General features: G+C 66.6%; 17 protein-coding genes and 3 rRNA genes. 10 read left to right on the top strand and 10 right to left on the bottom strand.

Going from position 1 to position 23723, the window contains the following annotated elements; genetic code table 11:
* Positions 1-36: 36 nt before the first annotated feature.
* Positions 37-2307 (bottom strand): TOMM precursor leader peptide-binding protein, encoded by a 2271-nt coding sequence (locus AORI_RS50160; RefSeq protein WP_016332221.1) that lies wholly within the window; start codon positions 2305-2307, stop codon positions 37-39.
* Positions 2308-2530: 223 nt separating this feature from the next.
* Between AORI_RS50160 and AORI_RS50155 the strand changes: the two genes are divergently transcribed.
* The 4 genes from AORI_RS50155 to AORI_RS50140 all read left to right on the top strand — a co-directional run bounded on the left by AORI_RS50155 (position 2531) and on the right by AORI_RS50140 (position 6117).
* Complete coding sequence (locus tag AORI_RS50155) at positions 2531-3370, top strand: AfsR/SARP family transcriptional regulator (protein WP_016332220.1); 840 nt, start codon at positions 2531-2533, stop codon at positions 3368-3370.
* 34 nt (positions 3371-3404) lie between these two features.
* Positions 3405-4091 carry a winged helix-turn-helix transcriptional regulator gene (locus AORI_RS50150; RefSeq protein WP_016332219.1) on the top strand — a complete coding sequence of 229 codons (687 nt, stop codon included), beginning with the start codon at positions 3405-3407 and terminating at the stop codon, positions 4089-4091.
* Between the two features lie 116 nt (positions 4092-4207).
* Positions 4208-4786: a hypothetical protein gene (locus AORI_RS50145; RefSeq protein ID WP_016332218.1), complete on the top strand. Its 579-nt coding sequence runs from the start codon at positions 4208-4210 to the stop codon at positions 4784-4786.
* Positions 4783-6117, top strand: a complete 1335-nt coding sequence (locus AORI_RS50140; RefSeq protein WP_043847968.1) for a copper resistance CopC/CopD family protein — start codon at positions 4783-4785, stop codon at positions 6115-6117. Before AORI_RS50145 ends, AORI_RS50140 begins: the two co-directional genes overlap by 4 nt.
* Here the strand turns inward: AORI_RS50140 and AORI_RS50135 are convergent, their stop codons facing one another.
* Positions 6118-6813 carry a maleylpyruvate isomerase family mycothiol-dependent enzyme gene (locus AORI_RS50135; protein ID WP_046199763.1) on the bottom strand — a complete coding sequence of 232 codons (696 nt, stop codon included), beginning with the start codon at positions 6811-6813 and terminating at the stop codon, positions 6118-6120. It abuts the gene before it with no gap.
* A 212-nt stretch (positions 6814-7025) separates the two neighbouring features.
* Between AORI_RS50135 and AORI_RS50130 the strand changes: the two genes are divergently transcribed.
* Positions 7026-7694 (top strand): hypothetical protein, encoded by a 669-nt coding sequence (locus AORI_RS50130; protein ID WP_016332215.1) that lies wholly within the window; start codon positions 7026-7028, stop codon positions 7692-7694.
* On the opposite strand, the gene AORI_RS50125 is transcribed toward AORI_RS50130, so the two are convergent.
* On the bottom strand, positions 7695-8057 hold the full coding sequence (locus AORI_RS50125; protein ID WP_016332214.1) for a YciI family protein: 363 nt from the start codon (positions 8055-8057) through the stop codon (positions 7695-7697). It abuts the gene before it with no gap.
* A 168-nt stretch (positions 8058-8225) separates the two neighbouring features.
* Between AORI_RS50125 and AORI_RS50120 the strand changes: the two genes are divergently transcribed.
* Entirely contained in the window at positions 8226-8507 is a 282-nt protein-coding gene (locus tag AORI_RS50120; RefSeq protein ID WP_007034631.1) for a metal-sensitive transcriptional regulator, read from the top strand.
* Here AORI_RS50120 and AORI_RS50115 read toward each other — a convergent pair.
* Genes AORI_RS50115 through AORI_RS50110 form a run of 3 tightly spaced genes read right to left on the bottom strand, consistent with a single transcriptional unit; the run spans position 8458 to position 11047 of the window.
* Positions 8458-10686: a heavy metal translocating P-type ATPase gene (locus AORI_RS50115; protein ID WP_016332213.1), complete on the bottom strand. Its 2229-nt coding sequence runs from the start codon at positions 10684-10686 to the stop codon at positions 8458-8460. The two genes, AORI_RS50120 and AORI_RS50115, sit on opposite strands and share 50 nt — an antisense overlap.
* On the bottom strand, positions 10683-10844 hold the full coding sequence (locus tag AORI_RS83835) for a hypothetical protein (RefSeq protein WP_167337762.1): 162 nt from the start codon (positions 10842-10844) through the stop codon (positions 10683-10685). The genes AORI_RS50115 and AORI_RS83835 overlap by 4 nt, the downstream gene beginning before the upstream one ends.
* Entirely contained in the window at positions 10841-11047 is a 207-nt protein-coding gene (locus tag AORI_RS50110; protein WP_016332212.1) for a heavy-metal-associated domain-containing protein, read from the bottom strand. Before AORI_RS50110 ends, AORI_RS83835 begins: the two co-directional genes overlap by 4 nt.
* Before the next feature lie 96 nt (positions 11048-11143).
* On the opposite strand from AORI_RS50110, the gene cobF reads away from it, so the two are divergent.
* The gene (gene cobF, locus AORI_RS50105) at positions 11144-11914 is read left to right on the top strand and encodes a precorrin-6A synthase (deacetylating) (RefSeq protein ID WP_016332211.1); all 771 of its coding nucleotides are present in this window, start codon (positions 11144-11146) and stop codon (positions 11912-11914) included.
* Positions 11915-12238: 324 nt separating this feature from the next.
* Here cobF and rrf read toward each other — a convergent pair.
* The 3 genes from rrf to AORI_RS50090 form a co-directional block, all read right to left on the bottom strand.
* Positions 12239-12355: ribosomal RNA gene (gene rrf, locus AORI_RS50100) — 5S ribosomal RNA — on the bottom strand.
* 84 nt (positions 12356-12439) lie between these two features.
* Positions 12440-15577: ribosomal RNA gene (locus tag AORI_RS50095) — 23S ribosomal RNA — on the bottom strand.
* A 322-nt stretch (positions 15578-15899) separates the two neighbouring features.
* A 16S ribosomal RNA gene (locus AORI_RS50090) occupies positions 15900-17418 on the bottom strand.
* Together the 16S, 23S and 5S rRNA genes form the textbook arrangement of a ribosomal RNA operon.
* A 460-nt stretch (positions 17419-17878) precedes the next feature.
* On the opposite strand from AORI_RS50090, the gene AORI_RS50085 reads away from it, so the two are divergent.
* Together AORI_RS50085 and AORI_RS50080 are read left to right on the top strand one after the other, a co-directional pair.
* The gene (locus AORI_RS50085; protein ID WP_016332210.1) at positions 17879-18682 is read left to right on the top strand and encodes an alpha/beta fold hydrolase; all 804 of its coding nucleotides are present in this window, start codon (positions 17879-17881) and stop codon (positions 18680-18682) included.
* Positions 18682-19440: an SDR family oxidoreductase gene (locus AORI_RS50080; RefSeq protein ID WP_016332209.1), complete on the top strand. Its 759-nt coding sequence runs from the start codon at positions 18682-18684 to the stop codon at positions 19438-19440. Before AORI_RS50085 ends, AORI_RS50080 begins: the two co-directional genes overlap by 1 nt.
* Here the strand turns inward: AORI_RS50080 and AORI_RS50075 are convergent.
* Positions 19379-20977, bottom strand: a complete 1599-nt coding sequence (locus AORI_RS50075) for an IS1634 family transposase (protein WP_043847967.1) — start codon at positions 20975-20977, stop codon at positions 19379-19381. The two genes, AORI_RS50080 and AORI_RS50075, sit on opposite strands and share 62 nt — an antisense overlap.
* 185 nt (positions 20978-21162) lie before the next feature.
* On the opposite strand from AORI_RS50075, the gene AORI_RS50070 reads away from it, so the two are divergent.
* On the top strand, positions 21163-23718 hold the full coding sequence (locus AORI_RS50070; RefSeq protein WP_016332207.1) for a bifunctional FO biosynthesis protein CofGH: 2556 nt from the start codon (positions 21163-21165) through the stop codon (positions 23716-23718).
* Positions 23719-23723 lie beyond the last annotated feature (5 nt).

Raw genomic sequence — 23723 nt, 5'->3', positions numbered from 1 at the left:
GGGGGGATCTGTCGTCAACGGTTGCTCCAGAGCGCTCTATAAGAACATGGGGAATGGGTTGAGCCGGTCGTAGGGAGTCGGCTCGGCGAGCCTGCCCAGCCGCACCGGCACGTCGAACAGGCGCCCGGGGGCGAAGCGGCTCCAGAACGGGCGCAGCCCCGGAACGACCACCCGGACCACCGGGAGGTCGATGTCGGGTCTGGTCTGGTCCAGCACGAGCGTCTCCATTCCCAGCGCGGAAAGCTTGCGGACCAAGCACTCCACGTCGTCACGGACATCGGGCCGCCGGACGAACTTGAAGTCCGCGGCGCGTTTCGCCGACCGCCCCGGCGCCGGCAGCAGATACGGCTGGTTCCCGACGGTCGCGTACTTGAGCCACGCCGACGCGTCGGGATCGTCGAGTTCGACGTCGTTCGCGAGCACCGCCGGGATCATCTGGTTGAGCTCGCTGACCGCCCTCCGCAACGCCGTCCTGGGGTCCAGGTGGGCGCCGAAGCCCATCATGACGTTCTCGCGCGGCCCGGCGATACTCCTGGACAGCGCGACCATCACCGGCACACCGAGGTCCGCGGTCAGGTCGAGCACCCACAGCTCCCGGCCTGCCCGCGCGTACTGGCCGACCATCTCCTCGGCCCACGGGTCGTCGAACGACGCGATGTCGACGCCGGGCACGGGAAGCCGGTTGTACCACCACATCGCGACGGCGTCGCGTTCCACGAGTTCGAGCAGGCCCTGCAGGATCGCGTCCTCGACGCTGCTGCCGGCCGCGCAGCCGTTGGAGTCCGCGCGCATCCCGGTGAGCCCGCACTCCGGCGGCACCCCGTAGTAGAGGTACGCCGTCGGCATCAGCTTCCGCCGCTGCTGCGAGAGCGACCACAGCGGTGTCCAGTCGACGGCCGCCTCGGTGTCGAACCGGTCGGGGACGTGCTGGAAGTTCGCGTGCCTGGCGTTCCAGTCGACGCGCGTTTCGTACTGGCGCTCGTCGAAGAGCATGCACGTGTTCGGGTGGACGGCGTCGTCACCGAGCGCGCGGAAGGTGTCGCGGATCCGCAGTTCGTCGCCCTGGTAGTTCGCCGAGAACCGTTCGATCGCCTCGCACAGCGCGCCGACCTCGGCGTCGATCGGGCTCGCGCCCTTGCCGCCGTTGTCCCCGCGCAGCCCGGCCTGCAATCCCGCCTCGCCGCGCACACGGCGGGCGACGTTCAGCCCTGAGCGGTACGCGTTCACGAACGCGGGCGCCCTCGGGTCGCGGGCGATCTCCTTGACGATGCCGGTGACCGGGCTGACCAGATGGCCGTAGCGGTCGAGCACCTCGACCGGGGTGAGCGTCCGGTGCCCGCCACCGCCCGACGTCGCCTTCTTCGCCTCCCGCAGCACGACCGGTTCGGCCGTCTGCGCGGCGACGATGCCTTCGTCACCGCATTCGGGGCATTGCGGGCGGCGCCGCAGTTCGTGCAGCCGCCCCTGCAGGTCGAGGGTGTCGAGGATCCACACGGCCTGCTGCCCCGGATAGCGGTGCCCTGCCAGCCATTTGGACGCTTCGAGCGAGATCAGGTGCGACGCGGCCGCGGTCAGCGGCGGCACGGCGGGCATCGGGAACGACGCGGGACCGTCGTGCCCCAGCACCTCCTGCACACAGGCCTCGGCGTGCCGGTGCCCCCACAACCGGTTCGTCAGGCAGTGCCAGCAGCCGGACCGGCCGGGCTGCATGATCGGCCCGATCCACACTTGGGATCCCGAAGGCCGTGCCAGCAGCCAGGGCCGCCCGGTGCGCCGGTGCTCGGCGTCGATCCCGGCCAGCCTCGGGTCGAGGTAGTCGTCGCACAGCACGATGGCCAGCTCGGACGCCGTCTCGACCACTTCGATCCCGCTCGCGGCCAGCGCGTTAGCCACCTGCGACGTATCGACGCCGCGGCCGATCGCGGTCAGGCTCGCCGTCGCCGGCTTCTGACGGCAGGCCACCGCGGACGCGTCGAGCCCGCACGCGTCCCAGTACGCGAGCGCGCGCTCGTCCCCGCTGAACTCGTCCGGGACGCGGACGGTCACCAGACCGGCCTCGACCAGCCGGGCCACCACGCCGGTGACCTGTTCGGCGTTCATCCCCTCCGGGCAGGCGGACAGGAGCCCGTCGAGGTCACGGGTGCCGTCGAGCAGGGCCGCCACCGACGCGACCTGTGCGCCGCGGATGGCGATGACCCCCTGTTCGGAGAACAGGTAGGCACCGTTGCCCTCGCTGATCTCCGCACGCAGATGCCGCTTGAATCCCAGTCCGCCGATCGAGGTGGGTGTGGTCGATGCCTCGCGCATGATGACCCCCAGTAGGTCGGTTCGATTCTCGAATCCTGCTGTGTGGGGCCGGTGAGCGGCCAGTGTGCGATTCACGCGTCGGATGTGAAAAACCCATGTTCTTCCGGGAGACACGCATGCGGGCCCTGGTGGACGGCTCACTGGCCCGGCGACCGGCCGCTCTGTCACTGTCGAAGCACTGGGATTCAGGTCACGACGCGTATCGAGCTGGAGGGCGCTTGCGATGTACACCGGATCACGAGTAGCGGACAAGCACCACGGCTCGGCACCCAACCCGATTCCGGCCGCGTCCGCAAGCCCCGTCCGCTTCAGCCTGCTCGGCCCGCTCGAACTCGTGCGGGACGGGATCGACTACGCGCCGACGACGCCGAAGCTGCTGCAGGTGCTCGCCATGCTGGTCATGAGCCCGGGGAAGATCGTGCACATCGACACGATCGTGCAGGAACTGTGGGCCAACGACCCGCCGCGCAGCGTCCGCACCACCATGCACACCTACGTCTACCAGCTGCGCAAGTGCATCGACGAGAACGAGCTGGCCCCGTACGGCGAGACCATGCTGGCGACGAAACCGCCGGGGTACGTGTTCCGCATCGCGCCGGAGCAGGTGGACGTCTTCGAGTTCCAGGAGTTGCAGCACAAGGGCCGGGAGCTGCACCTGCGCGGCGAGCACACCGAAGCGGCGAAGGCCTTCCGGTCCGCGCTCGACCTGTGGTCCGGCCCGCCGCTCGCGAACGTCCACTGTGGACCGGTGCTGTCGGCGTACGCGGTCGACCTCGTCGAGCAGCGGCGCAGCACGCTGCACCTGCGGATCGAGGCGGACATCGCGGCCGGGATGCGGCACGAGCTGATCGGCGAACTGCGTTCCCTGGTCACCGCGAACCCGCTCGACGAGGCCCTGCACGGGCAGCTGATCCGCGTGCTCGGCCGCAGCGGGCGCCGCTCCGACGCGCTCGCCACGTACCGTCAGGTGCGGGCGAGACTCAACAACGAACTGGGCGTGGAACCCTGTGACGAACTGCAGGTCCTGCACCACGACCTGCTTTCCGAAGGTGAACCCGCGTGAACCCCGCCACGGAAACGAAAGTGAGGATCGACGGATGAGCAGTCGTACCTATGGACAGTTCTGCGGGCTGGCCCGCGCGCTGGAGATCATCGGCGAACGCTGGTCGCTGCTGATCGTCCGCGACCTCGTCCTCGGCCCGAAGCGGTTCACCGAACTGCAGGCGGGTCTGCCGAAGATCCCGGCGAGCACGCTGTCCGCGCGGCTCAACGAACTCGAGCAGTCCGGTGTGCTCCGCCGCCGCCTGCTCCCCCAGCTCGACGCCGCGGTGGTCTACGAACTCACCGAATACGGCAGCGAACTCGACCAGATCGTGCTGGACCTCGGGCTCTGGGGGGCGCGATCGCTCGGGCAGCCCGCCGCCGAGGACGTCTTCACCCTGGATTCGGCGATCCTTTCGCTGTACACGACCTTCCGGAGTGAAAAGGCCAAGGGCGTCCAGGTGACCTACGAGCTGCGCTACCCGGGCGAGATGGTCCTGCACGCGATCGTCGAGGACGGCGCGCTCAAGGTCGCGGAGGGCGCGCACCCCGGCGCCGACGCGGTCATCGAACCGCTGGGCCCGTTCATCAAGGACCTGCTGAGCGGGGATCTCGCCGCCGCCGACGCGACGCGGACCGGGAAGATCCGCATCGAGGGCGACTTCGAATATCTGGAGCTGTTCACGGAATTGTTCCACATTCCCGCCGCTCCGAAAATGTCCGACGGAATCGTCGTCCGCTGATCCATCCGGCGTAACACCGCTGGTCGGATCAGCAATCCGGAGTAACGGAAATCCTCGGAACGCGGGATATCGTCGACATCCGTCACCGGTCGGTCTTTCGCCCTAGGAGCCCTTTCATGGCCGCACTCGATTCGCCTCGTCCGGGTCTGCTCGCCTCGCTCAACGGGAAGTACCACCGCGCGGCGCTCCTCACCTTCGCGGTGGTCGTCGTGGCCCACTGGGCGGAGCACCTCGTGCAGGCCTTCCAGATCTACGCGCTCGGCTGGAAGACCCCGGACGCCCGCGGTGTGCTCGGGATCCCGTTCCCCAAGCTGATCAGCTCCGAATGGCTGCACTACGGCTACGCCATCGTCATGCTGATCTTCCTGTTCGCCCTGCGCAAGGGTTTCGCCGGCCGCTCGCGGCAGTGGTGGAACCTGGCGCTCGGCCTGCAGTTCTGGCACCACATCGAGCATCTGCTCCTGCTGATCCAGGCGCAGACCGGCTGGCGGCTCGGCGGCGGCACCGCGCCGAGCAGCATCATCCAGCTGTTCATCCCGCGCGTGGAACTGCACCTGTTCTACAACACGATCGTCACCATCCCGATGATCATCGCGATGCTCGTGCACCGGAAGGCCTCCGCCGCCGAGCGGGAGCTGACCGGCTGCACGTGCTCGCCCGTCAGCCGGCGTGAGCTGGCGACCGCGGCGTCGTGACCGGGAGACTCTGCGCACTCCTGGCCCTCGTGGCGGCGTGGTTCGGGGTCGCGGTCCTCACCGCGGCCCCGGCCTCGGCCCACGTCGAGCTCCTCTCCTCGAACCCCGCCGACGGCGCCCGGCTCACCTCGGCGCCGGCGCGGGTCTCGATCACCCTGTCGGAGAACATCGGCATCCAGCCGAACTCGATCAAGGTCGTCGATCAACAGGGCACCGACGTGGTGTCCGGCCCGGTGTTCCAACCCGGTGAAGTCGCCGAAGAGGTCGCCGTCGCGCTCGAACCGGACCTTCCCGACGGCAGCTATCTCGTCGAGTACGCCTTCGTCTCGACCGACTCGCATCCGGTACGCGGCACGATCGCGTTCGTGATCGGCACCGGCCCCCTGATCACGTCGGCGGGCGCGGTGTCCGCCTCCACCGGGACCGACCCGGTGACCGACGCGCTGTTCACCACGTTCCGCTGGGGATCCTTCGGCGGGGTCGCGCTGCTCGGCGGGCTGGTGTTCCTGGTGGTCTGCCGTCCGGGCGGCCGGGCGGACCCGGCGGCACGGAAGCTGATCACCGCCGGCCTGTGGCTCTCCGGTGTGACGGCCGTGGCCGGGTTCCTGCTGCAAGGCCCGTACGTCGCGGGGCGCGGGGTGGGCGCGGTCTTCGACGGCGCGCTGATCGAGGCGACCCTGCGGGTGGCGTACGGGAAACTCCTGCTCCTGCGCCTGGCAGCGATCGTCGCGCTCGCCGTGATCGTGCGGCGGCTGCTGGCCGGCGACCTGCCGGACCGGCTGCGGTCGCGCTACGAGAACCTCGGCATCGCGGCCGGGTTCATCGTGATGCTGAGTTTCTCCGCGACCGGGCACGCGGTGGCCGACAAGATCATGTTCCTCTCGGTCAGCGCGGACCTCGCGCATTTCGGCGCGATGGCCGTCTGGGTGGGCGGGCTGATCCAGCTGGCCGTGCTCCTGCGCGGCCGGTATTCGGCGTCGGAGGCCGAGCCCGCGCTGGCGCGGTTCCACCCGATCGCCACCCGGTCGATCGTGATCATGGTGGTCAGCGGTGCCTACCTGGGCTTCCGGCTCGTCCCCTCGGTGGAGGCGCTCTGGACGTCGGCGTACGGCATCGTCTTCGTGCTGAAGCTCACCGGGTTCGCCGCGTTGCTGCTGGTGGCGAACCTGAGCCGCACCGCCGTCCGGCGCGGGATCTCCGGGCGCGGCGGCACCGGAGTGGTGACCGCCGACCTGCGGAAACTGCGGGTCAGCGTCGGGGTCGAGGTGCTGATCGTGGCCGTGGTGCTCGCGCTGGCCGCGGCGCTGTCCTCGATGTCCCCGGCCGGCTGATCACCGTTCGATCTCCGCTTCCGGCGGGGTGAACGGTCCCCAGGTGAAGGCCCGGAGCCACGGCCCGGGATCGCCCAGCCAGTCCATGGCGGTGATCTGGGCCGGGCTCCGGCGCCCGGCGAGCGTCCGGTACAGGTCCGCGGGCGCGCCCGAGAGCACCGCGGCGACCGGTTCGGTGCCGGCGATCCAGGTCGCGCCCTCGGTCTCGATCCGCAGCCCCGGCAGCCCGTGCCTGCCCAGCGAGGCGCCGAGCCCGCTGACGAGCACTTCGAATCCCCGAAGCCAGGCCGCGTGCGCTTCGGGCGGCGGAGCGCCGAGCGCGTACCGGATGTCGAGCTCGTGGGTGAAGGCGTCCATCACCATGATGTCGCCACGGCTCTTCCCGTCGCCGTCGGCGGCGAGGAGGGTGTCGGCCTCGGGACCGCGTTCGAGCCAGAGTTTCAGCAATTCGACGGCCGAGGCCGACTCCGGAATCGGGCAGGCCTCACCGCCGAACCGGGTGATCACCCGATCGCAGATCTCGGTCAGATGCGCGATCAGATCGCGCACGGTCCACTGTGGACAGGCGGGGACGGCCCGCTCCCCCGCCCCCGCGTGATCGGTGACCAAGATCGCGATGTTCTCCCTGACCTGCCGATATCCTTCGGCCGCTGTCGCCGTATTCCAGCCAGGGACCCGAATTCGGCTGCTCGTCACGCGGCCACCTCCCGTGGGGTATGCGATGGTCGTCCATTCTCCCATCGCCGGGGAGCTTCACCCTTCTTCCCGCTTGCGGCGGACCGTTCACCGCAAAGACCACCCACCCGTGGCGCGTGTCGTCGCGCCTTCAGGCACACTGGTCGTTGAAAGCCCCGTGTGGCAAAGAAAAGCGCCCAACGGCGACACATCGACCACTGTGGAGGTGACCAATGGAGATGCCCGGCTTCGATCTGGCGTGGCGCGGTTTCAATCGCGCGCAGGTCCGGGAATTCGTCCGCGAGGTGGAAGCCGAACTACGACGAGTGGAAGCCGAACGCGACGAGGCGATCCGCCGTGGGCAAGTTCTCGCCGGCGAGCTCGCCGCCACACAAGAGGAAAATCGCGAACTGAAGGCCAGCGTCGACCGGATCAGCCGCGTGCCGATCGCACCGGACGCGTTGCAGGAGCGCTCGCGCCGGATGCTCGAACTCACCCGCGAGGAAGCCGACGACATCGCCGCGCGAGCCGCCGAAGAAGCCGCGAAGGCCGAAGAAGAACGGAAGCGGGTCGCCGAAGACTTCGAGCGCGCCATGACGCTGCGCCGCGCGGAGGCGATGCGCGCGCTCGCCGCGCGGGACGAAGCCGCGCAGGCGAAGGCGCGGAAACTGCTCGACGACGCCGCCGAAGAGGCCGAGCGCCTGGTCGCCGAAGCGCGGCAGAAGGCCGATGTGGCCCTCCGCCTGCGCGACGACGTGCTGAAACAGCTGGCCGGCTGCCGCGAACTGCTCACCGAAGCCGGCGTGGTGCTGGCCGTACCGGACTCACCGAAACCGGAAGTGCCCGTTCAGCGCCGGAGCAGGCCCGAAGCCCGCACCGGCACCGAAGCCGCCGCCACCTGACTAAGCGTTGTCGCCGGACGAGAAGACCACCGGCCGGATCTCCATCGCGTTGACATGCGCGTCCGGGATCTGGCCCGCGATCTCGATCGCCCGCTCCTTGCTGTCGCATTCGACCAGGTAGAAGCCGGCCAGGTACTCCTTCGACTCCGCGAACGGGCCGTCGGTGACCACCGGGACGCCGTCACGCACCCGGACCACCGTGCTTTCCTTCGGCTCCGCCAGCGCCTGCGTCCCGAGCAGTTCGCCGCTCTCGGTGAGCTTCTTCATGAAGGGGTCGATGCGGGCGACCACCTCGTCGCGCTCCTCTTCGGGGAGGGCGTCCCAGGCGGTGGGGTTCATCGTGATCATGATCATGTACTTCATCGGTGTTCCTCCTGGTCGCGCGGCCGGTGCCCGGCCACTCACGCAGGAGTCGGAGCGGCCGGATCGTTCTCGACATCCTGGCACCCGCGAATTCGGCTCCGTCCGGCACATACGTGGGGTGGGTATAGTGGGACCACGACAGGGAACGACGAGAGAACGGGTGCGGGAATGACGGGCTACGGCACCGAGCGGGAGGCCTACCTCAAGCGCCTGCGCCGGATCGAGGGGCAGATCCGCGGTTTGCAGCGGATGGTGGAAGAGGACAAGTACTGCATCGACATCCTGACCCAGGTGTCCGCGGCCACGAAGGCGCTGCAGTCGTTCTCCCTCGAACTGCTGGACGAGCACCTCGCCACCTGTGTGGTCCACGCCGCGGCCGCGGGCGGTGAAGAGGCCGACCTCAAGGTCCGGGAGGCGTCCGACGCCATCGCCCGGCTGGTCCGGTCCTGAACCGTCGCAACCGCAGGCTGTTGGTGACGACGAACACCGAGGAGAACGCCATCGCGGCCCCGGCGATCATGGGGTTGAGCAGGCCGAGCGCGGCCAGTGGCAGCGCGGCGACGTTGTAGGCGAACGCCCAGAACAGGTTGCCCTTGATCGTGCCGAGCGTGCGGCGGGCGAGCCGGATGGCGTCCACGGCCGCGCGCAGGTCGCCGCGCACCAGGGTGAGGTCGCCCGCTTCGATCGCGGCGTCGGTCCCGGTCCCCATCGAGAGACCGAGGTCGGCCTGCGCGAGCGCGGCCGCGTCGTTGACGCCGTCGCCGACCATGGCGACCACCCGGCCTTCGGCTTGCAGCCGCTTGACGACGTCGACCTTGCCGGCCGGCAGCACCTCCGCGATGACCTCGTCGATCCCCACTTCGGCGGCGACGGCCGCCGCGGAACCGGCGTTGTCGCCGGTCAGCAGGACCGGCCGGAGCCCGAGCGCCTTCAACCCGGCCACGGCCTCGGCCGAAGTCGGCTTGACCGTGTCGGCGACGACCACCACCCCGCGTGTCTCGCCGTCCCAGGCGACGACGACGGCGGTCGCGCCGCGTTCCTCGGCGACCTTCTTGACCTGGGCGAACTCGTCGCCGACGGCGATGCCGTGCTGGTCGAGGAGGGCGGACCGGCCGGCCAGGACGGTCTTGCCCTCGACCTCGCCGACGACACCCAGGCCCTCGACGTTGCGGAACCCACCGGCCTGCGGCAGCTCGCCCAGCCTCTCCTCGGCGGCCGCGACGATGGCGCGGGCGATCGGATGCTCGGAATGGTGCTCGACCGCCGCGGCCAGGCGCAGGACCTCGGTCTCGTCCTCGCCGAACAGGTCCGTGAGACTCATCTTCCCCGCGGTCACCGTGCCGGTCTTGTCCAGCACGACGGTGTCGACCGCGCGAGTGGACTCGAGCACCTCCGGGCCCTTGATGAGGATGCCCAGCTGCGCGCCGCGGCCGGTGCCGACCAGCAGCGCCGTCGGCGTGGCCAGCCCGAGCGCGCAGGGGCAGGCGATGATCAGGACCGCGACGGCGGCGGTGAAGGCGGCGTCGGCCCCGCTGCCCGCGCCGAGCCAAAAGCCGAGCGTGCCGACCGCGAGGGCGATCACCACCGGGACGAACACGGCCGACACCCGGTCGGCGAGGCGCTGGACCCGCGCCTTGCCGTTCTGCGCGTCCTCGACCAGCCGCGCCATCTGCGCGAGCTGCGTGTCGGCGCCGATCCGGGTGGCGCGGACGACGAGCCTGCCGCTCGCGTTGACCGTTCCGCCGACGACGGCGTCCCCGGCCACCACCTCGACCGGGACGGCTTCACCCGTCAGCATGCTCAGGTCGACGGCCGAGCCACCGTCGGTCACCACCCCGTCGGTGGCGACCTTCTCTCCCGGCCGCACGACGAACTCGTCGCCCGTCCTCAGCTCGCCGATCGGGACACGGCTCTCGATGCCGTCCTTGAGGAGCGCGACGTCCTTCGCGCCGAGTTCGAGCAGGGCCCGCAGCGCGGCGCCGGAGCGGCGCTTGGACCGGGCCTCGAAGTAGCGGCCCGCGAGGAGGAACGTGGTCACCCCGGCGGCGACCTCGAGGTAGACGTTGCCCGCGCCGTGCCCGCGTTCCATGGTCAGCTCGAAGCCGTGGCGCATGCCGGGTGTCCCGGCGGTGCCGAACAGCAGCGCGTACAGCGACCAGAGCGTGGCGGCGACGACGCCGAGCGAGATCAGGGTGTCCATGGTGGCGGCGCCATGGCGGAGGTTCGTCCAGGCGGGGCGGTGGAACGGCCACGCGCCCCAGGTGACGACGGGCGCGGCCAAGGCCAGCGAGACCCACTGCCAGTAGGTGAACTGCCAGGCCGGGACCATCGCCAGCACGATCACCGGCACGGCGAGCACGGCGGAAACCACGAGGCGGGTTCTCAGGGAGCCGGTCTGCTCCGCGTCTTCGTCGGGCTTGGGCGGCTGGGCCGTGTAGCCGGCGGACTCGACGACGCCGACGAGGTCTTCCACCGAGACCGCGGTGGGGAAGTCGACCTGCGCCTTCTCGGTGGCGTAATTGACCGTGGCGGAGACGCCATCGACCTTGTTCAGTTTGCGTTCGACCCGCGCGGCGCAGGACGCGCAGGTCATTCCGCCGATGGCCAGTTCGACGCGCTGGGACGTCACGGCGTACCTCCCGGGTGGTGCCCGTGGTGCTCACTGGCCGGCGCCGGCGGGGGCGGCTCCTCGTCCAGTGGCCCGACGGCGGAGCCGATCGCCCAGGCGACGGCGAACACCGCGACCAGAGCCGCGGCGAACGCCGACACCTTGACGGCGGTGCTCACGAGACGAGCTGGTAACCGGCCTCGGTGACGGCCGCGTCGACGGCTTGGACGTCCAGCGGCGCCTCGCTGGTGACGGTGACCTTGCCGCTGGCGACGTCCACGTTCACGGCGCTGACGCCCGCGATGCCGCTGACCTCTTCGGTGACGGAGGAGGCGCAGTGCCCGCAGGACATGCCCTTGACGGTGTAGGTGGTTTCGGCCATCGGTTCGAACTCCTCTACAGGACAGGTGGAGCGATCACTTCCTTTATACCCCGTGGGGGTAGGGGTGTGCACAGAGGGTGCGGGGACACTGCGGAAATGAGGAAGATCTCCGCCATCGGCATCGGCGCCGGCGACCCGGACCACCTGACCGTCCAGGCGATCCGGCGGCTCAACGAGACCGATGTGTTCTTCGTGCTCGACAAGGGCTCGGAAAAGCAGGACCTGGTGGCTCTGCGCCAGGAGATCCTCGACCGCTTCGTCGAGCAGCCCGGCTACCGCGTCGTGCGGGCACCGGACCCCGAACGCGACCGTACTCCTGACGACTACCGGAAGGCCGTCGCCGACTGGCACCGGCTCCGCACCGACGTCTACGAGAACATGATCGCTTCCCTGGGGCCCGACGAGCGGGGCGCGTTCCTCGTCTGGGGTGACCCGGCGCTCTACGACTCGACCCTGACCCTGCTGGACGCGGTGCTCGACCGGGGCAACGTCGAGTTCGAGTACGACGTCATCCCCGGGGTCAGCAGCGTGGCCGCGCTGACGTCCCGGCACCGGACCACGATGAACCAGATCGGCCGCCCGGTGCTCGTCACCACCGGCCGCCGCCTCGAGGCCGGCTGGCCCGCGGACGTCGACGACGTCTTCGTCATGCTGGACGCTGGGTGCACGTTCTCCCGCTTCGTGGACACGGGCCTGGAGATCTACTGGGGCGCGTACCTCGGCACCCCCGACGAGCTCCTGCTCTCCGGCCCGCTGACCGCGGACCTCGCCGAGGAGATCCGCTCCGTCCGCGCCTCCGCCCGCTCCCGAAAGGGCTGGATCATGGACATCTACCACCTCCGCCGCCCCGCCCCCTCCCGCATTTAGTCCTCTAAATGCTCGGGCCCCCGCCCCTCCCCCACGTGCCCGACCCCGTCACTCGCGTGCTCCAGGCCGCAACTCGCGTGATTGAAGGCGTCACTCGCGTGATTGGACGGGCGACACGTGTGATCAGGTGGACGACACGCGTGTTGGGCGGGACGACACGACCGGGGCATCGTGTCGTCCGTCTGATCACGCGTGTTCCGCCTTCAATCACGCGTGTCGCGTCTTTAATCACGCGTGTGGCGGGTTCCGGGTATGAAAAAAGGTCTGGGACCTGGGAGAACTCTCGGTTCTCGACCAGGTCCCAGACCCTTTTCTTCAATGTTAGTCCGGCGGTGTCCTACTCTCCCACAACCCTTCGGTTGCAGTACCATCGGCGCTGTCAGGCTTAGCTTCCGGGTTCGGAATGGGACCGGGCGTTTCCCTGACGCTATAACCACCGAAACACTATGAAACACTCCCCCACAACCTCACAACGAGGGGGTTGTGTGGTGTTTCAGAGCTGTAGAGTGGATGCGTAACATCTTTGTGGGCAAGTCCTCGGCCTATTAGTACCAGTCAACTCGACAACACATTACTGTGCTTCCATTTCTGGCCTATCAACCCAATGGTCTGTTGGGGGCCTTAACCCACAAGGGGTGGGATACCTCATCTTGGAACAGGCTTCCCGCTTAGATGCCTTCAGCGGTTATCCCTTCCGAACGTGGCCAACCAGCCATGCCACTGGCGTGACAACTGGCATACCAGAGGTTCGTCCGTCCCGGTCCTCTCGTACTAGGGACAGCCTTCCTCAAGTATCCTACGCGCGCGGCGGATAGGGACCGAACTGTCTCACGACGTTCTAAACCCAGCTCGCGTGCCGCTTTAATGGGCGAACAGCCCAACCCTTGGGACCTACTCCGGCCCCAGGATGCGACGAGCCGACATCGAGGTGCCAAACCATGCCGTCGATATGGACTCTTGGGCAAGATCAGCCTGTTATCCCCGGGGTACCTTTTATCCGTTGAGCGACACCCCTTCCACCAGGTGGTGCCGGATCACTAGTCCCGACTTTCGTCCCTGCTCGACATGTCTGTCTCACAGTCAAGCTCCCTTGTGCACTTGCACTCAACACCTGATTGCCAACCAGGCTGAGGGAACCTTTGGGCGCCTCCGTTACTCTTTAGGAGGCAACCGCCCCAGTTAAACTACCCATCAGGCACTGTCCCTGAACCAGATCATGGTCCGAGGTTCAGATTCCCAATCCGACCAGAGTGGTATTTCAACAACGACTCCACCAACACTAGCGTGCCGGCTTCACAGTCTCCCACCTATCCTACACAAGCCGAACCGAAAACCAATACCAAACTATAGTAAAGGTCCCGGGGTCTTTCCGTCCTGCCGCGCGTAACGAGCATCTTTACTCGTAGTGCAATTTCGCCGGGCCTGTGGTTGAGACAGCCGGAAAGTCGTTACGCCATTCGTGCAGGTCGGAACTTACCCGACAAGGAATTTCGCTACCTTAGGATGGTTATAGTTACCACCGCCGTTTACTGGCGCTTAAATTCTCAGCTTCACCCCCAAAGGGGTTAACCGGTCCTCTTAACGTTCCAGCACCGGGCAGGCGTCAGTCCATATACATCGTCTTGCGACTTCGCATGGACCTGTGTTTTTAGTAAACAGTCGCTTTCCGCTGGTCTCTGCGGCCACCCACCCCTAGTCCGCAAGGGACTTCAGAGTGTTTGGCCCCCCTTCTCCCGAAGTTACGGGGGCATTTTGCCGAGTTCCTTAACCACAGTTCACCCGATCGCCTTAGTATTCTCTACCTGACCACCTGTGTTGGTTTGGGGTACGGGCCGTGCACGCACTCGCTAGAGGCTTTTCTCGGCAGCATAGGATCACTCTACTTCACCTCAATCGGCTACGCATCACGTCTCAACCTATATGAATGGCGGATTTGCCTACCATTCGGTCTACACGCTTACACCAGTACTACCACTCACTGGCGGAGCTACCTTCCTGCGTCACCCCATCACTCGACTACTACGGAATCAGATCCCACGCTCCACACTCGCGTATCCACCCGAAGGCTTCAACACGAGGCTTTGGGTGGTTAGTATCAACCGCCTCATCCTGGGCGCACGTGCTCGGGTACGGGAATATCAACCCGTTATCCATCGACTACGCCTGTCGGCCTCGCCTTAGGTCCCGACTTACCCTGGGCGGATTAGCCTGGCCCAGGAACCCTTGGTCATCCGGCGGCAGAGTTTCTCACTCTGCATTCGCTACTCATGCCTGCATTCTCACTCCCACACCCTCCACGACTGGCTTCCGCCGCCGCTTCCCTGGATGCAGGACGCTCCCCTACCCATCCGTGCGACTAGACATCCCTTCAAGAGAGACGCCGATCTATATGCACGAATGACACAGCTTCGGCGGTGTGCTTAAGCCCCGCTACATTGTCGGCGCAGGACCACTTGACCAGTGAGCTATTACGCACTCTTTCAAGGGTGGCTGCTTCTAAGCCAACCTCCTGGTTGTCTGGGCAATCCCACATCCTTTCCCACTGAGCACACACTTAGGGGCCTTAGCTGGTGTTCTGGGCTGTTTCCCTCTCGACGACGAAGCTTATCCCCCGCCGTCTCACTGCCACACTCTCACACCACGGTATTCGGAGTTTGGTTGATTTCGGTAACCCGGTAAGGCCCCTAGACCATCCAGTAGCTCTACCCCCGTGGAGAAACATGTGACGCTGCACCTAAATGCATTTCGGGGAGAACCAGCTATCACGGAGTTTGATTGGCCTTTCACCCCTACCCACAGCTCATCCCCTCAGTTTTCAACCTAAGTGGGTTCGGCCCTCCACGTCGTCTTACCGACGCTTCAGCCTGGCCATGGGTAGATCACTCCGCTTCGGGTCTAGACCACGCGACTATGACGCCCTATTCAGACTCGCTTTCGCTACGGCTACCCCACACGGGTTAACCTCGCCACGCAGCACTAACTCGCAGGCTCATTCTTCAAAAGGCACGCCATCACCTCAACATCACAAGGATGTGCTCGGGCTCTGACGGCTTGTAGGCACACGGTTTCAGGTACTCTTTCACTCCCCTCCCGGGGTACTTTTCATCTTTCCCTCACGGTACTAGTCCGCTATCGGTCTTCAGGAAGTATTTAGGCTTACCGGGTGGTCCCGGCAGATTCACAGCAAATTCCACGAGCTCGCTGCTACTCGGGAACACCAGACAAACAATCCACAACGTGTTTTCGCGTACGGGACTCTCACCCACTCCGGTCGCCCATCCCAAGGCGTTCCACTAACACGCGTAATCGTTCCGAGGACTGTCAGATCCTCGACGCTGGGTCCCACAACACCGCTTATACAACGCCTGACAGCTTGACATATAAACGGTTTAGCCTCTTCCGCTTTCGCTCGCCACTACTCACGGAATCACGGTTGTTTTCTCTTCCTACGGGTACTGAGATGTTTCACTTCCCCGCGTTCCCTCCACGCACCCTATATATTCAGATGCGGGTAACACCACATAACTGGTGCTGGGTTTCCCCATTCGGAAATCCTCGGATCACAGCTCGGTTGACAGCTCCCCGAGGCATATCGCAGCCTCCCACGTCCTTCATCGGCTCCTGAAGCCAAGACATCCACCATGTGCCCTTAACAACTTGACCACAAAGATGCTCGCATCCACTCTACAGTTCTCAAACACCACACCAGAAACAAACGTCCCAGAGGGTACTAGCCCCTTGGCGTGTTGCCTCAGGACCCAACAGCATGCCAGCGAACACCATCCCCAACCATCCCGGGATCACCCTTTCCACGCTCACAAGGAGCAGTACTCAAGCGCCCCGGCAACCGCCGGCGATCGCATAAACCAGTAGTTCCACAATTCCTTGAGCAACCCAGGCAGAAACACATTCGGTTTCTAGGCCTGAGCCACTCCACAGTGCTGGTCTCGGGTATCCCGAGGACTGTGGATGTGTTGCTCCTTAGAAAGGAGGTGATCCAGCCGCACCTTCCGGTACGGCTACCTTGTTACGACTTCGTCCCAATCGCCAGTCCCACCTTCGACCACTCCCCCCCTTGCGGGTTGGGCCATGGGCTTCGGGTGTTACCGACTTTCATGACGTGACGGGCGGTGTGTACAAGGCCCGGGAACGTATTCACCGCAGCGTTGCTGATCTGCGATTACTAGCGACTCCGACTTCACGCAGTCGAGTTGCAGACTGCGATCCGAACTGAGACCGGCTTTAAGGGATTCGCTCCACCTCGCGGTATCGCAGCCCTCTGTACCAGCCATTGTAGCATGTGTGAAGCCCTGGACATAAGGGGCATGATGACTTGACGTCATCCCCACCTTCCTCCGAGTTGACCCCGGCAGTCTCCCACGAGTCCCCGCCATAACGCGCTGGCAACGTAGGATAAGGGTTGCGCTCGTTGCGGGACTTAACCCAACATCTCACGACACGAGCTGACGACAGCCATGCACCACCTGTACACCAACCACAAGGGAAGCCCTATCTCTAGGGATGTCTGGCGCATGTCAAGCCCAGGTAAGGTTCTTCGCGTTGCATCGAATTAATCCACATGCTCCGCCGCTTGTGCGGGCCCCCGTCAATTCCTTTGAGTTTTAGCCTTGCGGCCGTACTCCCCAGGCGGGGCGCTTAATGCGTTAGCTACGGCACGGACAACGTGGATGTCGCCCACACCTAGCGCCCAACGTTTACAGCGTGGACTACCAGGGTATCTAATCCTGTTCGCTCCCCACGCTTTCGCTCCTCAGCGTCAGTATCGGCCCAGAGACCCGCCTTCGCCACCGGTGTTCCTCCTGATATCTGCGCATTTCACCGCTACACCAGGAATTCCAGTCTCCCCTACCGAACTCAAGTCTGCCCGTATCGCCCGCACGCTCCACGTTAAGCGTGGAGTTTTCACGAACGACGCGACAAACCGCCTACGAGCTCTTTACGCCCAATAATTCCGGACAACGCTCGCACCCTACGTATTACCGCGGCTGCTGGCACGTAGTTAGCCGGTGCTTCTTATCCAGGTACCGTCACTTGCGCTTCGTCCCTGGCGAAAGAGGTTTACAACCCGAAGGCCGTCATCCCTCACGCGGCGTCGCTGCATCAGGCTTGCGCCCATTGTGCAATATTCCCCACTGCTGCCTCCCGTAGGAGTCTGGGCCGTGTCTCAGTCCCAGTGTGGCCGGTCACCCTCTCAGGCCGGCTACCCGTCGTCGCCTTGGTAGGCCATTACCCCACCAACAAGCTGATAGGCCGCGGGCTCATCCCGTACCGCCGGAGCTTTCCACTTCCACGGATGCCCGCAGAAGTCATATCCGGTATTAGACCCAGTTTCCCAGGCTTATCCCAAAGTACAGGGCAGATTGCCCACGTGTTACTCACCCGTTCGCCACTAATCCCCCACCGAAGCGGGTTCATCGTTCGACTTGCATGTGTTAAGCACGCCGCCAGCGTTCGTCCTGAGCCAGGATCAAACTCTCCAACAATGTCAAATTTGATCGAGGCAATTTAATGCTCTCAAAGGAACCTCAATATGAGGTTTCAATACATAAGCTCTACTGGCTTAGTTCACTAGCACACTGTTGAGTTCTCAAGCAACACACCCCGAATCGCACCGTGGCTACACGGCCTTATCCGAAGCAGTCATTCCTAGCAGTTTTTGGTGGGACACCCACTCAATCGCACTGAGCGAGAGCTTGGTTCGTGTCCCGGTCGGCCGCTCGGTTTCCCTGGCGACGAAGAGAACTTTACATGGCCGGAAACCCCCGAAAACAGGGGGGTACCTTAACGGCATTCGTGCAGGTCAGAGGCCATAAACGAGCCCGGACCCGGCGATCACGCGGTGATCGCCCCGGGAGACCGCGGATGAACTCCCGGGCAAGAACATTGCTCCGAGTACATTGCACCGTATTGATCCCGTCGATTGCTCCGATTAGCGTCGGGCTCATGAGTACTGCGGAACTCGACGGCATCTCCGTCGCTTACGACGACCTCGGCACCGGGCTGCCCGTCGTCCTCGTCCACGGCCACCCCTTCAACCGTTCGATGTGGCGGCCCCAGGCCGAACGCTTCAGCCGGGAGGGTTACCGGGTCATCACCGCGGACCTCCGCGGGTACGGCGAGACGACCAAGCCGGCGAAGGACCAGAAGACGGGTCTCGATGTCTTCGCAGCCGACATCGTCCGGCTGGCCGACCACCTCGGTCTCGAACGCTTCGTGCTGGGCGGCCTCTCCATGGGCGGGCAGATCGTCATGGAGTTCCACCGCACCTACCCCGAGCGCGTCGCCGGGCTCCTGCTCGCCGACACCTCTCCCCAGGCGGAGACGGAGGAGGGCAAGCGTGTCCGCAACGAGATGGCGGACCGCGTCCTCGCGGAGGGACTGAACCCTTATGCGGAGGAAGTGCTGACGAAGATGGTCTCCCCGGAGAACGTCCGCACGATGCCGGACGTGGCCGCGCACGTCCTCGGGATGATGCGCACGACACCGAAGGACGGAGCGGCGGCCGCGCTCAGGGGGCGGGCCGAGCGTCCGGACTACCGGGAGAGCCTCACCCGCGTGGAAGTACCGGCCTTGGTCGTCGTCGGGACCGAGGACGAGTTCACGCCGGTCGCGGACGCCGAACTCATGCACGACCTCATCCCCGGCTCCACCCTGGCGGTGATCGACGGCGCCGCGCACATGCCTAACCTGGAGCGCGAGGCCGAGTTCAACGACGTGTTCGCACAATTCTTGAAAGAGATTGACTGATGCCCGAGAAGACCGTTTTCGTGACCGGTGCCAGCGCCGGGTTCGGCGTCGAGATCGTCCGCCGGTTCGCCGCCGACGGCGCCAAGGTCGTCGCGGCCGCGCGCAGCAAGGACCGGCTCGACAAGCTCGCGGACGAGCTGGGCGAGAACGTCCTCCCCTTCGAGCTCGACGTCCGGGACGCCGACGCGGTGGCCGCGCTCCCCGGCTCGCTGCCCGCCGAGTTCGCCGAGGTCGATCTGCTGGTGAACAACGCCGGCCTCGCGAAGGGCCTCGAGCCCGCCCACCGGGCGAAGCTCGACGACTGGGACCAGATGATCGACACGAACATCAAGGGGCTCGCGCACCTCACCCGCGCCCTGCTGCCCGGCATGGTTGAGCGCGGCCGCGGGCACGTGATCAACATCGGGTCGGTCGCGGGCAGCTACCCCTATCCCGGCGGCAACGCGTACGGCGCGACCAAGGCGTTCGTCCACCAGTTCAGCCTGAACCTGCGCGCGGATCTGCAGGGCACCGGCGTCCGGGTGACCAACGTCGAGCCGGGCCTGGTCGGCGGCACGGAGTTCTCGGTGGTCCGGTTCGAGGGCGACCAGAGCAAGGCCGACAACGTCTACAAGGGAACGACACCGCTGACGGCCGCCGACGTGGCCGAGTCCGTCTTCTGGGCGGCTTCGCAGCCGGAGCACGTGAACATCAACGTCATCGAGTTGATGCCGGTGGTGCAGAGCTTCTCCGCGCTTCATATCCACCGAGAGAGCTGAGCCCGAAGAGGTCGAAGAGCGCCTGCTGTTCCGAATTCCGCTCGGTCAGCAGGCGCCGCGTCCGCGGTCGGCCGCCGGTGGACGGATACCGGAGCACCGTCTCCCCTATCCCCGCGAGGCTGTCCATCAGTTCGCGGACCGACAGGTTCATCCCCGCGCGGTCGGCCTCGCGCCGCATGAGGTGGGTGACCGTGGACGCGAGCACCGTGACCAGGGTGTGCACCTCGATCCGATGCGGCGTCCACTCCCACCGCGGCGCCGGACCGGCGACGGCGGGGCCGGTCAGCCAGCGGAACGTCGAGTCGAGGTGGGTGCGGGCCCGGTACGCCGTGACGACCTCGGACACCGGCCAGTCGTGATCGGTGACCAGCACCTGCTTGCCGAAGAACTCGTCGTGCAACCGCGACACCGCGGCGTCGTCGACCTTCCAGGTCAGCCGGATCTCCCCCGGCTTCGTCCCGGTCAGTGCCGGTGAGAGCACCCGTTCGACGCGGCGGCCGCGGGTGATCCGGGCGATTTCGGCGTTCACCTGGCCGCGGTCGCCCCGGTACGTGCCCGAGGCCAGCGCGGCGTCGAGGCCGGCGAGTTCGCGGGTGGCGGTGCCCAGTTCCTCGCCGAACGCGCGTGCCTGCGCGTTGTGCAGGGTCTCCGAATGGGTCAGGATCACGCGCCGTCGCACGCCGGCGACGACGGCCCTGGTGTCGAGGGCGGTCAGCCCGGCGAAGCGTTCCGGGTCGACGGGTTTGCGCGCGGACGGCGGTTTCGCCAGCAGTTCCGGATGGTCCGAGAGCGGGAGCGCGCCGACGAAATGCCGCCCGAGGTCCAGTTGCGCGGCCTGGCCCGCGGTGAAGACCAGCGTGACGGGATACAGCGAGCGGAGTTCCTCGGCGAGTGCGGCGAACGGCGGCGCCCCTTCCCTCGGGTACACGTGCGACGCCAGCGGGATCGCGCCGTCCTTGGTCACCACCAGGCCGAGGCCGGCGAGTTCGCAGCGGCAGGGATCGGCGGTGGTGAAGGTGGCGAACTGCGGGACGTCGACGGCGAGCGCGGCGTCGCCCGTCCCCAGCCAGGAGAGCACCGCGCCGGCAACGGCGGTCTCGATCCGGGCGATCCGTTCGGGCGTGAGGCGTTGCAGCGCCCGACGGTGATTCGGAAGGTCGGCCTGGATGAATTCCCTGGCGACGGAGTCGCGCCACCAGTCGCCCAAGTGCGTGTCGGGCGCGGTCGCCCGGTGCAGGACGGCGAGCGCGAGATGAGTCCCCAGAGTGGTCGACGCGCGCTGGGCTCCGACGGCTTCGTCGACCCGGCGCACGAAGTCGAGCCGCCGTAGCGTGGCCCACACCGCCGCGACGTCGCCAAAGGTCCGGTGACGCGCTTCGCCGGGGGCGGAGACGTCGCCGTCCATCGCCCGCCCGATCTCCTCGGCCGTGCCGAGATACCGCTGCGACACCACCCTCGGCTCGCCGCCGACCCGCGCGGAGGTGACGAGGTAGTAGTACGTCCGCCCGCCGACCTTCTTGCCGATCACCGAAGCCACACTTTAGGTAATACACTCGCACCCCCTGATCGGCAACCAAGATCATGCTCTGACCAGCGGAAACGGTGACCTTACCCACGTGGGTGACGCGGTGGCGGGTTGCACACTGGCAGGTGGAGCGAGTCCGGCCATAGCGTGCGGGAATGGCATCCCCTGCTGACCCGAACGCCCCCACCACCTCGGCGATGCGCCGGGCGCTCGCCAGGGCGCGCGACGGGAAGACCCTCGACATCACCGAGGCCTCGATCCTGCTCCAGGCGCGCGGCGACGACCTCAAGACGCTGTCCGAGCACGCCTCGAGGGTCCGCGACGCCGGGCTCGTCGCGGCGGGCCGTCCCGGCGTGGTCACCTACAGCCGTTCGGTGTTCATCCCGCTGACCCGGCTGTGCCGGGACCGCTGCGGCTACTGCACCTTCGCGACCGTCCCCGGCCGGGTCGAGTCGCCGTTCCTCTCCCCCGACGAAGTGCTCGACATCGCCCGCAAGGGTGCCGAGATGGGGGTCAAGGAAGCGCTGTTCACCCTCGGCGACCGTCCGGAGGACCGCTGGAAGGCGGCGAAGGACTGGCTCGACGCGCACGGCTACGACGACACGCTGTCCTACGTCCGGGCGATGGCGATCCGGGTGCTGGAAGAGACCGGCGTCCTCCCCCACCTCAACCCCGGCGTGCTGAGCTGGCAGGACTTCCAGCGGCTCAAGCCGGTGTCGGCGTCGATGGGCATGATGCTGGAGACGACGGCGAAGCGGCTGTACACCGAGAAGGGCGGCCCGCACTACGGCTCGCCGGACAAGGACCCGGACGTCCGCCTGCGGGTGCTGGAGGACGCCGGCCGCAGTTCGGTGCCGTTCACCACGGGCATCCTGATCGGCATCGGCGAGAACTTCGAGGAGCGCGCCGACTCCCTGTTCGCCATCCGCAAGGTCGCGAAGACCTACGGCGGCATCCAGGAGGTCATCGTCCAGAACTTCCGCGCGAAGCCGGACACGAAGATGCGCGCGACCCCGGACGCCGACCTCGAAGAACTCGCCGCGACCATCGCCGTCGCCCGGCTGGTGCTCGGGCCGCGGATGCGCATCCAGGCGCCGCCGAACCTGATCGGCCAGCAGTACGAACTGATGCTGAACGCGGGCATCGACGACTGGGGCGGCGTCTCGCCGCTGACCCCCGACCACGTGAACCCCGAACGCGCGTGGCCGCAGATCGACGAGCTCAAACGCCGCACGGAGGCGCTCGGGTTCACCGTGCGCGAGCGGCTGCCGATCTACCCGGAGTACGTCAAGGCGGGCGAGCCGTGGCTGGACCCGCGGATGAACGCGCATCTCGCGCCGCTGACCGACACCGAGACCGGGCTCGCGATCGAAGAGGCCATCCCGGTGGGCATCCCGTGGCAGGAGCCGGACGGCGGATGGAAGGAGGCCGGGCGTACCGATCTGCACGTCGAGGTCGACACCGTCGGGCGCACCGAGGACCGCCGCAGCGACTTCGACTCGGTCTACGGCGACTGGGCCGAGATCAAGGGCAACATCAAGACCGGGCCGCAGCGCTTCGACACCGACATCCGGGATGCCTTGCGCAGCGCGGAAAAGAACCCCGCCGGCCTCTCGGACGACGAAGCGCTGGCCCTGTTGCACGCCGATGGGCCGGAGCTCGACGCCTTCACCAAGATCGCCGACGACCTGCGTCGCGAGGTGAACGGCGACGACGTCACCTTCGTCGTCACGCGGAACATCAACTTCACCAACGTCTGCTACACCGGCTGCCGGTTCTGCGCGTTCGCCCAGCGGCGCACCGACGCCGACGCGTACACGCTTTCGCTGGAGCAGGTCGGCGACCGGGTCGACGAAGCGTGGGCCGCGGGCGCGACCGAGATCTGCATGCAGGGCGGCATCCACCCCGATCTGCCGGGTACCGCGTACTTCGATCTCGCGGCGGAGGTGAAACGCCGTCAGCCGGACATCCACCTGCACTCGTACTCGCCGATGGAGGTCGTCAACGGCGCTTCGCGGACGAACCTCTCGATCGAGGACTGGTTGGCGCGCGCGAAGGAAGCCGGCGTCGACTCGCTGCCGGGCACGGCCGCGGAGATCCTCGACGACGACGTGCGCTGGGTACTGACGAAGGGCAAGCTGCCGACGTCGGAATGGATCAACGTCGTCACCACCGCGCACAAACTCGGCATCACGACGACGTCGACGATGATGTACGGCCACGTCGACACCCCGGCACACTGGGTCGGGCATCTGAAGCTGCTGGCGAAACTGCAGCGGGAAGGCCTGGAGCGCAACGGGCGGCGCGGGTTCAGCGAGTTCGTGCTGCTGCCGTTCATCCACCAGAGTTCGCCGATCTACCTCGCCGGGCTGGCGAGGGCGGGCACGACGCTGCGCGAGAACCGCGCGGTGCACGCGCTGGCCCGGCTGCTGCTGCACGGGATGATCGACAACATCCAGAGTTCGTGGGTGAAACTCGGTGAAGAGGGCAGCCGAGCGGTGCTCCAGGGCGGGGTCAACGACATCGGCGGGACGCTGATGGAGGAGACGATCAGCCGGATGGCGGGTGCGGCGAACGGGTCGTACAAGACGATCAGCGACATGCGCGCGATGGTCGAGCCGCTGGGCCGTCCGCTGCGGCAGCGGACCACCGAATACGGCACGCCGACCGCGGAGCGGATCGCCGCTGCCCAGGCGTCCGACGGCGTCGCGACCGCGGTGCGCCGTCCGCTGCTGCCGCTTGTCACCAGCTGACGAAA

The organism is Amycolatopsis keratiniphila (genome assembly GCF_000400635.2).
Lineage (GTDB): Bacteria > Actinomycetota > Actinomycetes > Mycobacteriales > Pseudonocardiaceae > Amycolatopsis > Amycolatopsis keratiniphila.
Note: the sequence above shows the minus strand (reverse complement) of the source record. Positions and strands in the feature narration are given on the sequence as shown.

What these genes read in the sequence shown, in the direction of transcription:
- AORI_RS50125 (WP_016332214.1), bottom strand. Translation starts at nt 8,057, where the DNA reads ATGAAGTACATGATCATGATCACGATGAACCCCACCGCCTGGGACGCC.
- AORI_RS50110 (WP_016332212.1), bottom strand. Translation starts at nt 11,047, where the DNA reads ATGGCCGAAACCACCTACACCGTCAAGGGCATGTCCTGCGGGCACTGC.
- AORI_RS50160 (WP_016332221.1), bottom strand. Translation starts at nt 2,307, where the DNA reads ATGCGCGAGGCATCGACCACACCCACCTCGATCGGCGGACTGGGATTC.
- AORI_RS50120 (WP_007034631.1), top strand. Translation starts at nt 8,226, where the DNA reads ATGACGGGCTACGGCACCGAGCGGGAGGCCTACCTCAAGCGCCTGCGC.
- cobF (WP_016332211.1), top strand. Translation starts at nt 11,144, where the DNA reads ATGAGGAAGATCTCCGCCATCGGCATCGGCGCCGGCGACCCGGACCAC.
- AORI_RS50080 (WP_016332209.1), top strand. Translation starts at nt 18,682, where the DNA reads ATGCCCGAGAAGACCGTTTTCGTGACCGGTGCCAGCGCCGGGTTCGGC.
- AORI_RS50150 (WP_016332219.1), top strand. Translation starts at nt 3,405, where the DNA reads ATGAGCAGTCGTACCTATGGACAGTTCTGCGGGCTGGCCCGCGCGCTG.
- AORI_RS50070 (WP_016332207.1), top strand. Translation starts at nt 21,163, where the DNA reads ATGCGCCGGGCGCTCGCCAGGGCGCGCGACGGGAAGACCCTCGACATC.
- AORI_RS50155 (WP_016332220.1), top strand. Translation starts at nt 2,531, where the DNA reads ATGTACACCGGATCACGAGTAGCGGACAAGCACCACGGCTCGGCACCC.
- AORI_RS50085 (WP_016332210.1), top strand. Translation starts at nt 17,879, where the DNA reads ATGAGTACTGCGGAACTCGACGGCATCTCCGTCGCTTACGACGACCTC.
- AORI_RS50145 (WP_016332218.1), top strand. Translation starts at nt 4,208, where the DNA reads ATGGCCGCACTCGATTCGCCTCGTCCGGGTCTGCTCGCCTCGCTCAAC.
- AORI_RS50130 (WP_016332215.1), top strand. Translation starts at nt 7,026, where the DNA reads ATGGAGATGCCCGGCTTCGATCTGGCGTGGCGCGGTTTCAATCGCGCG.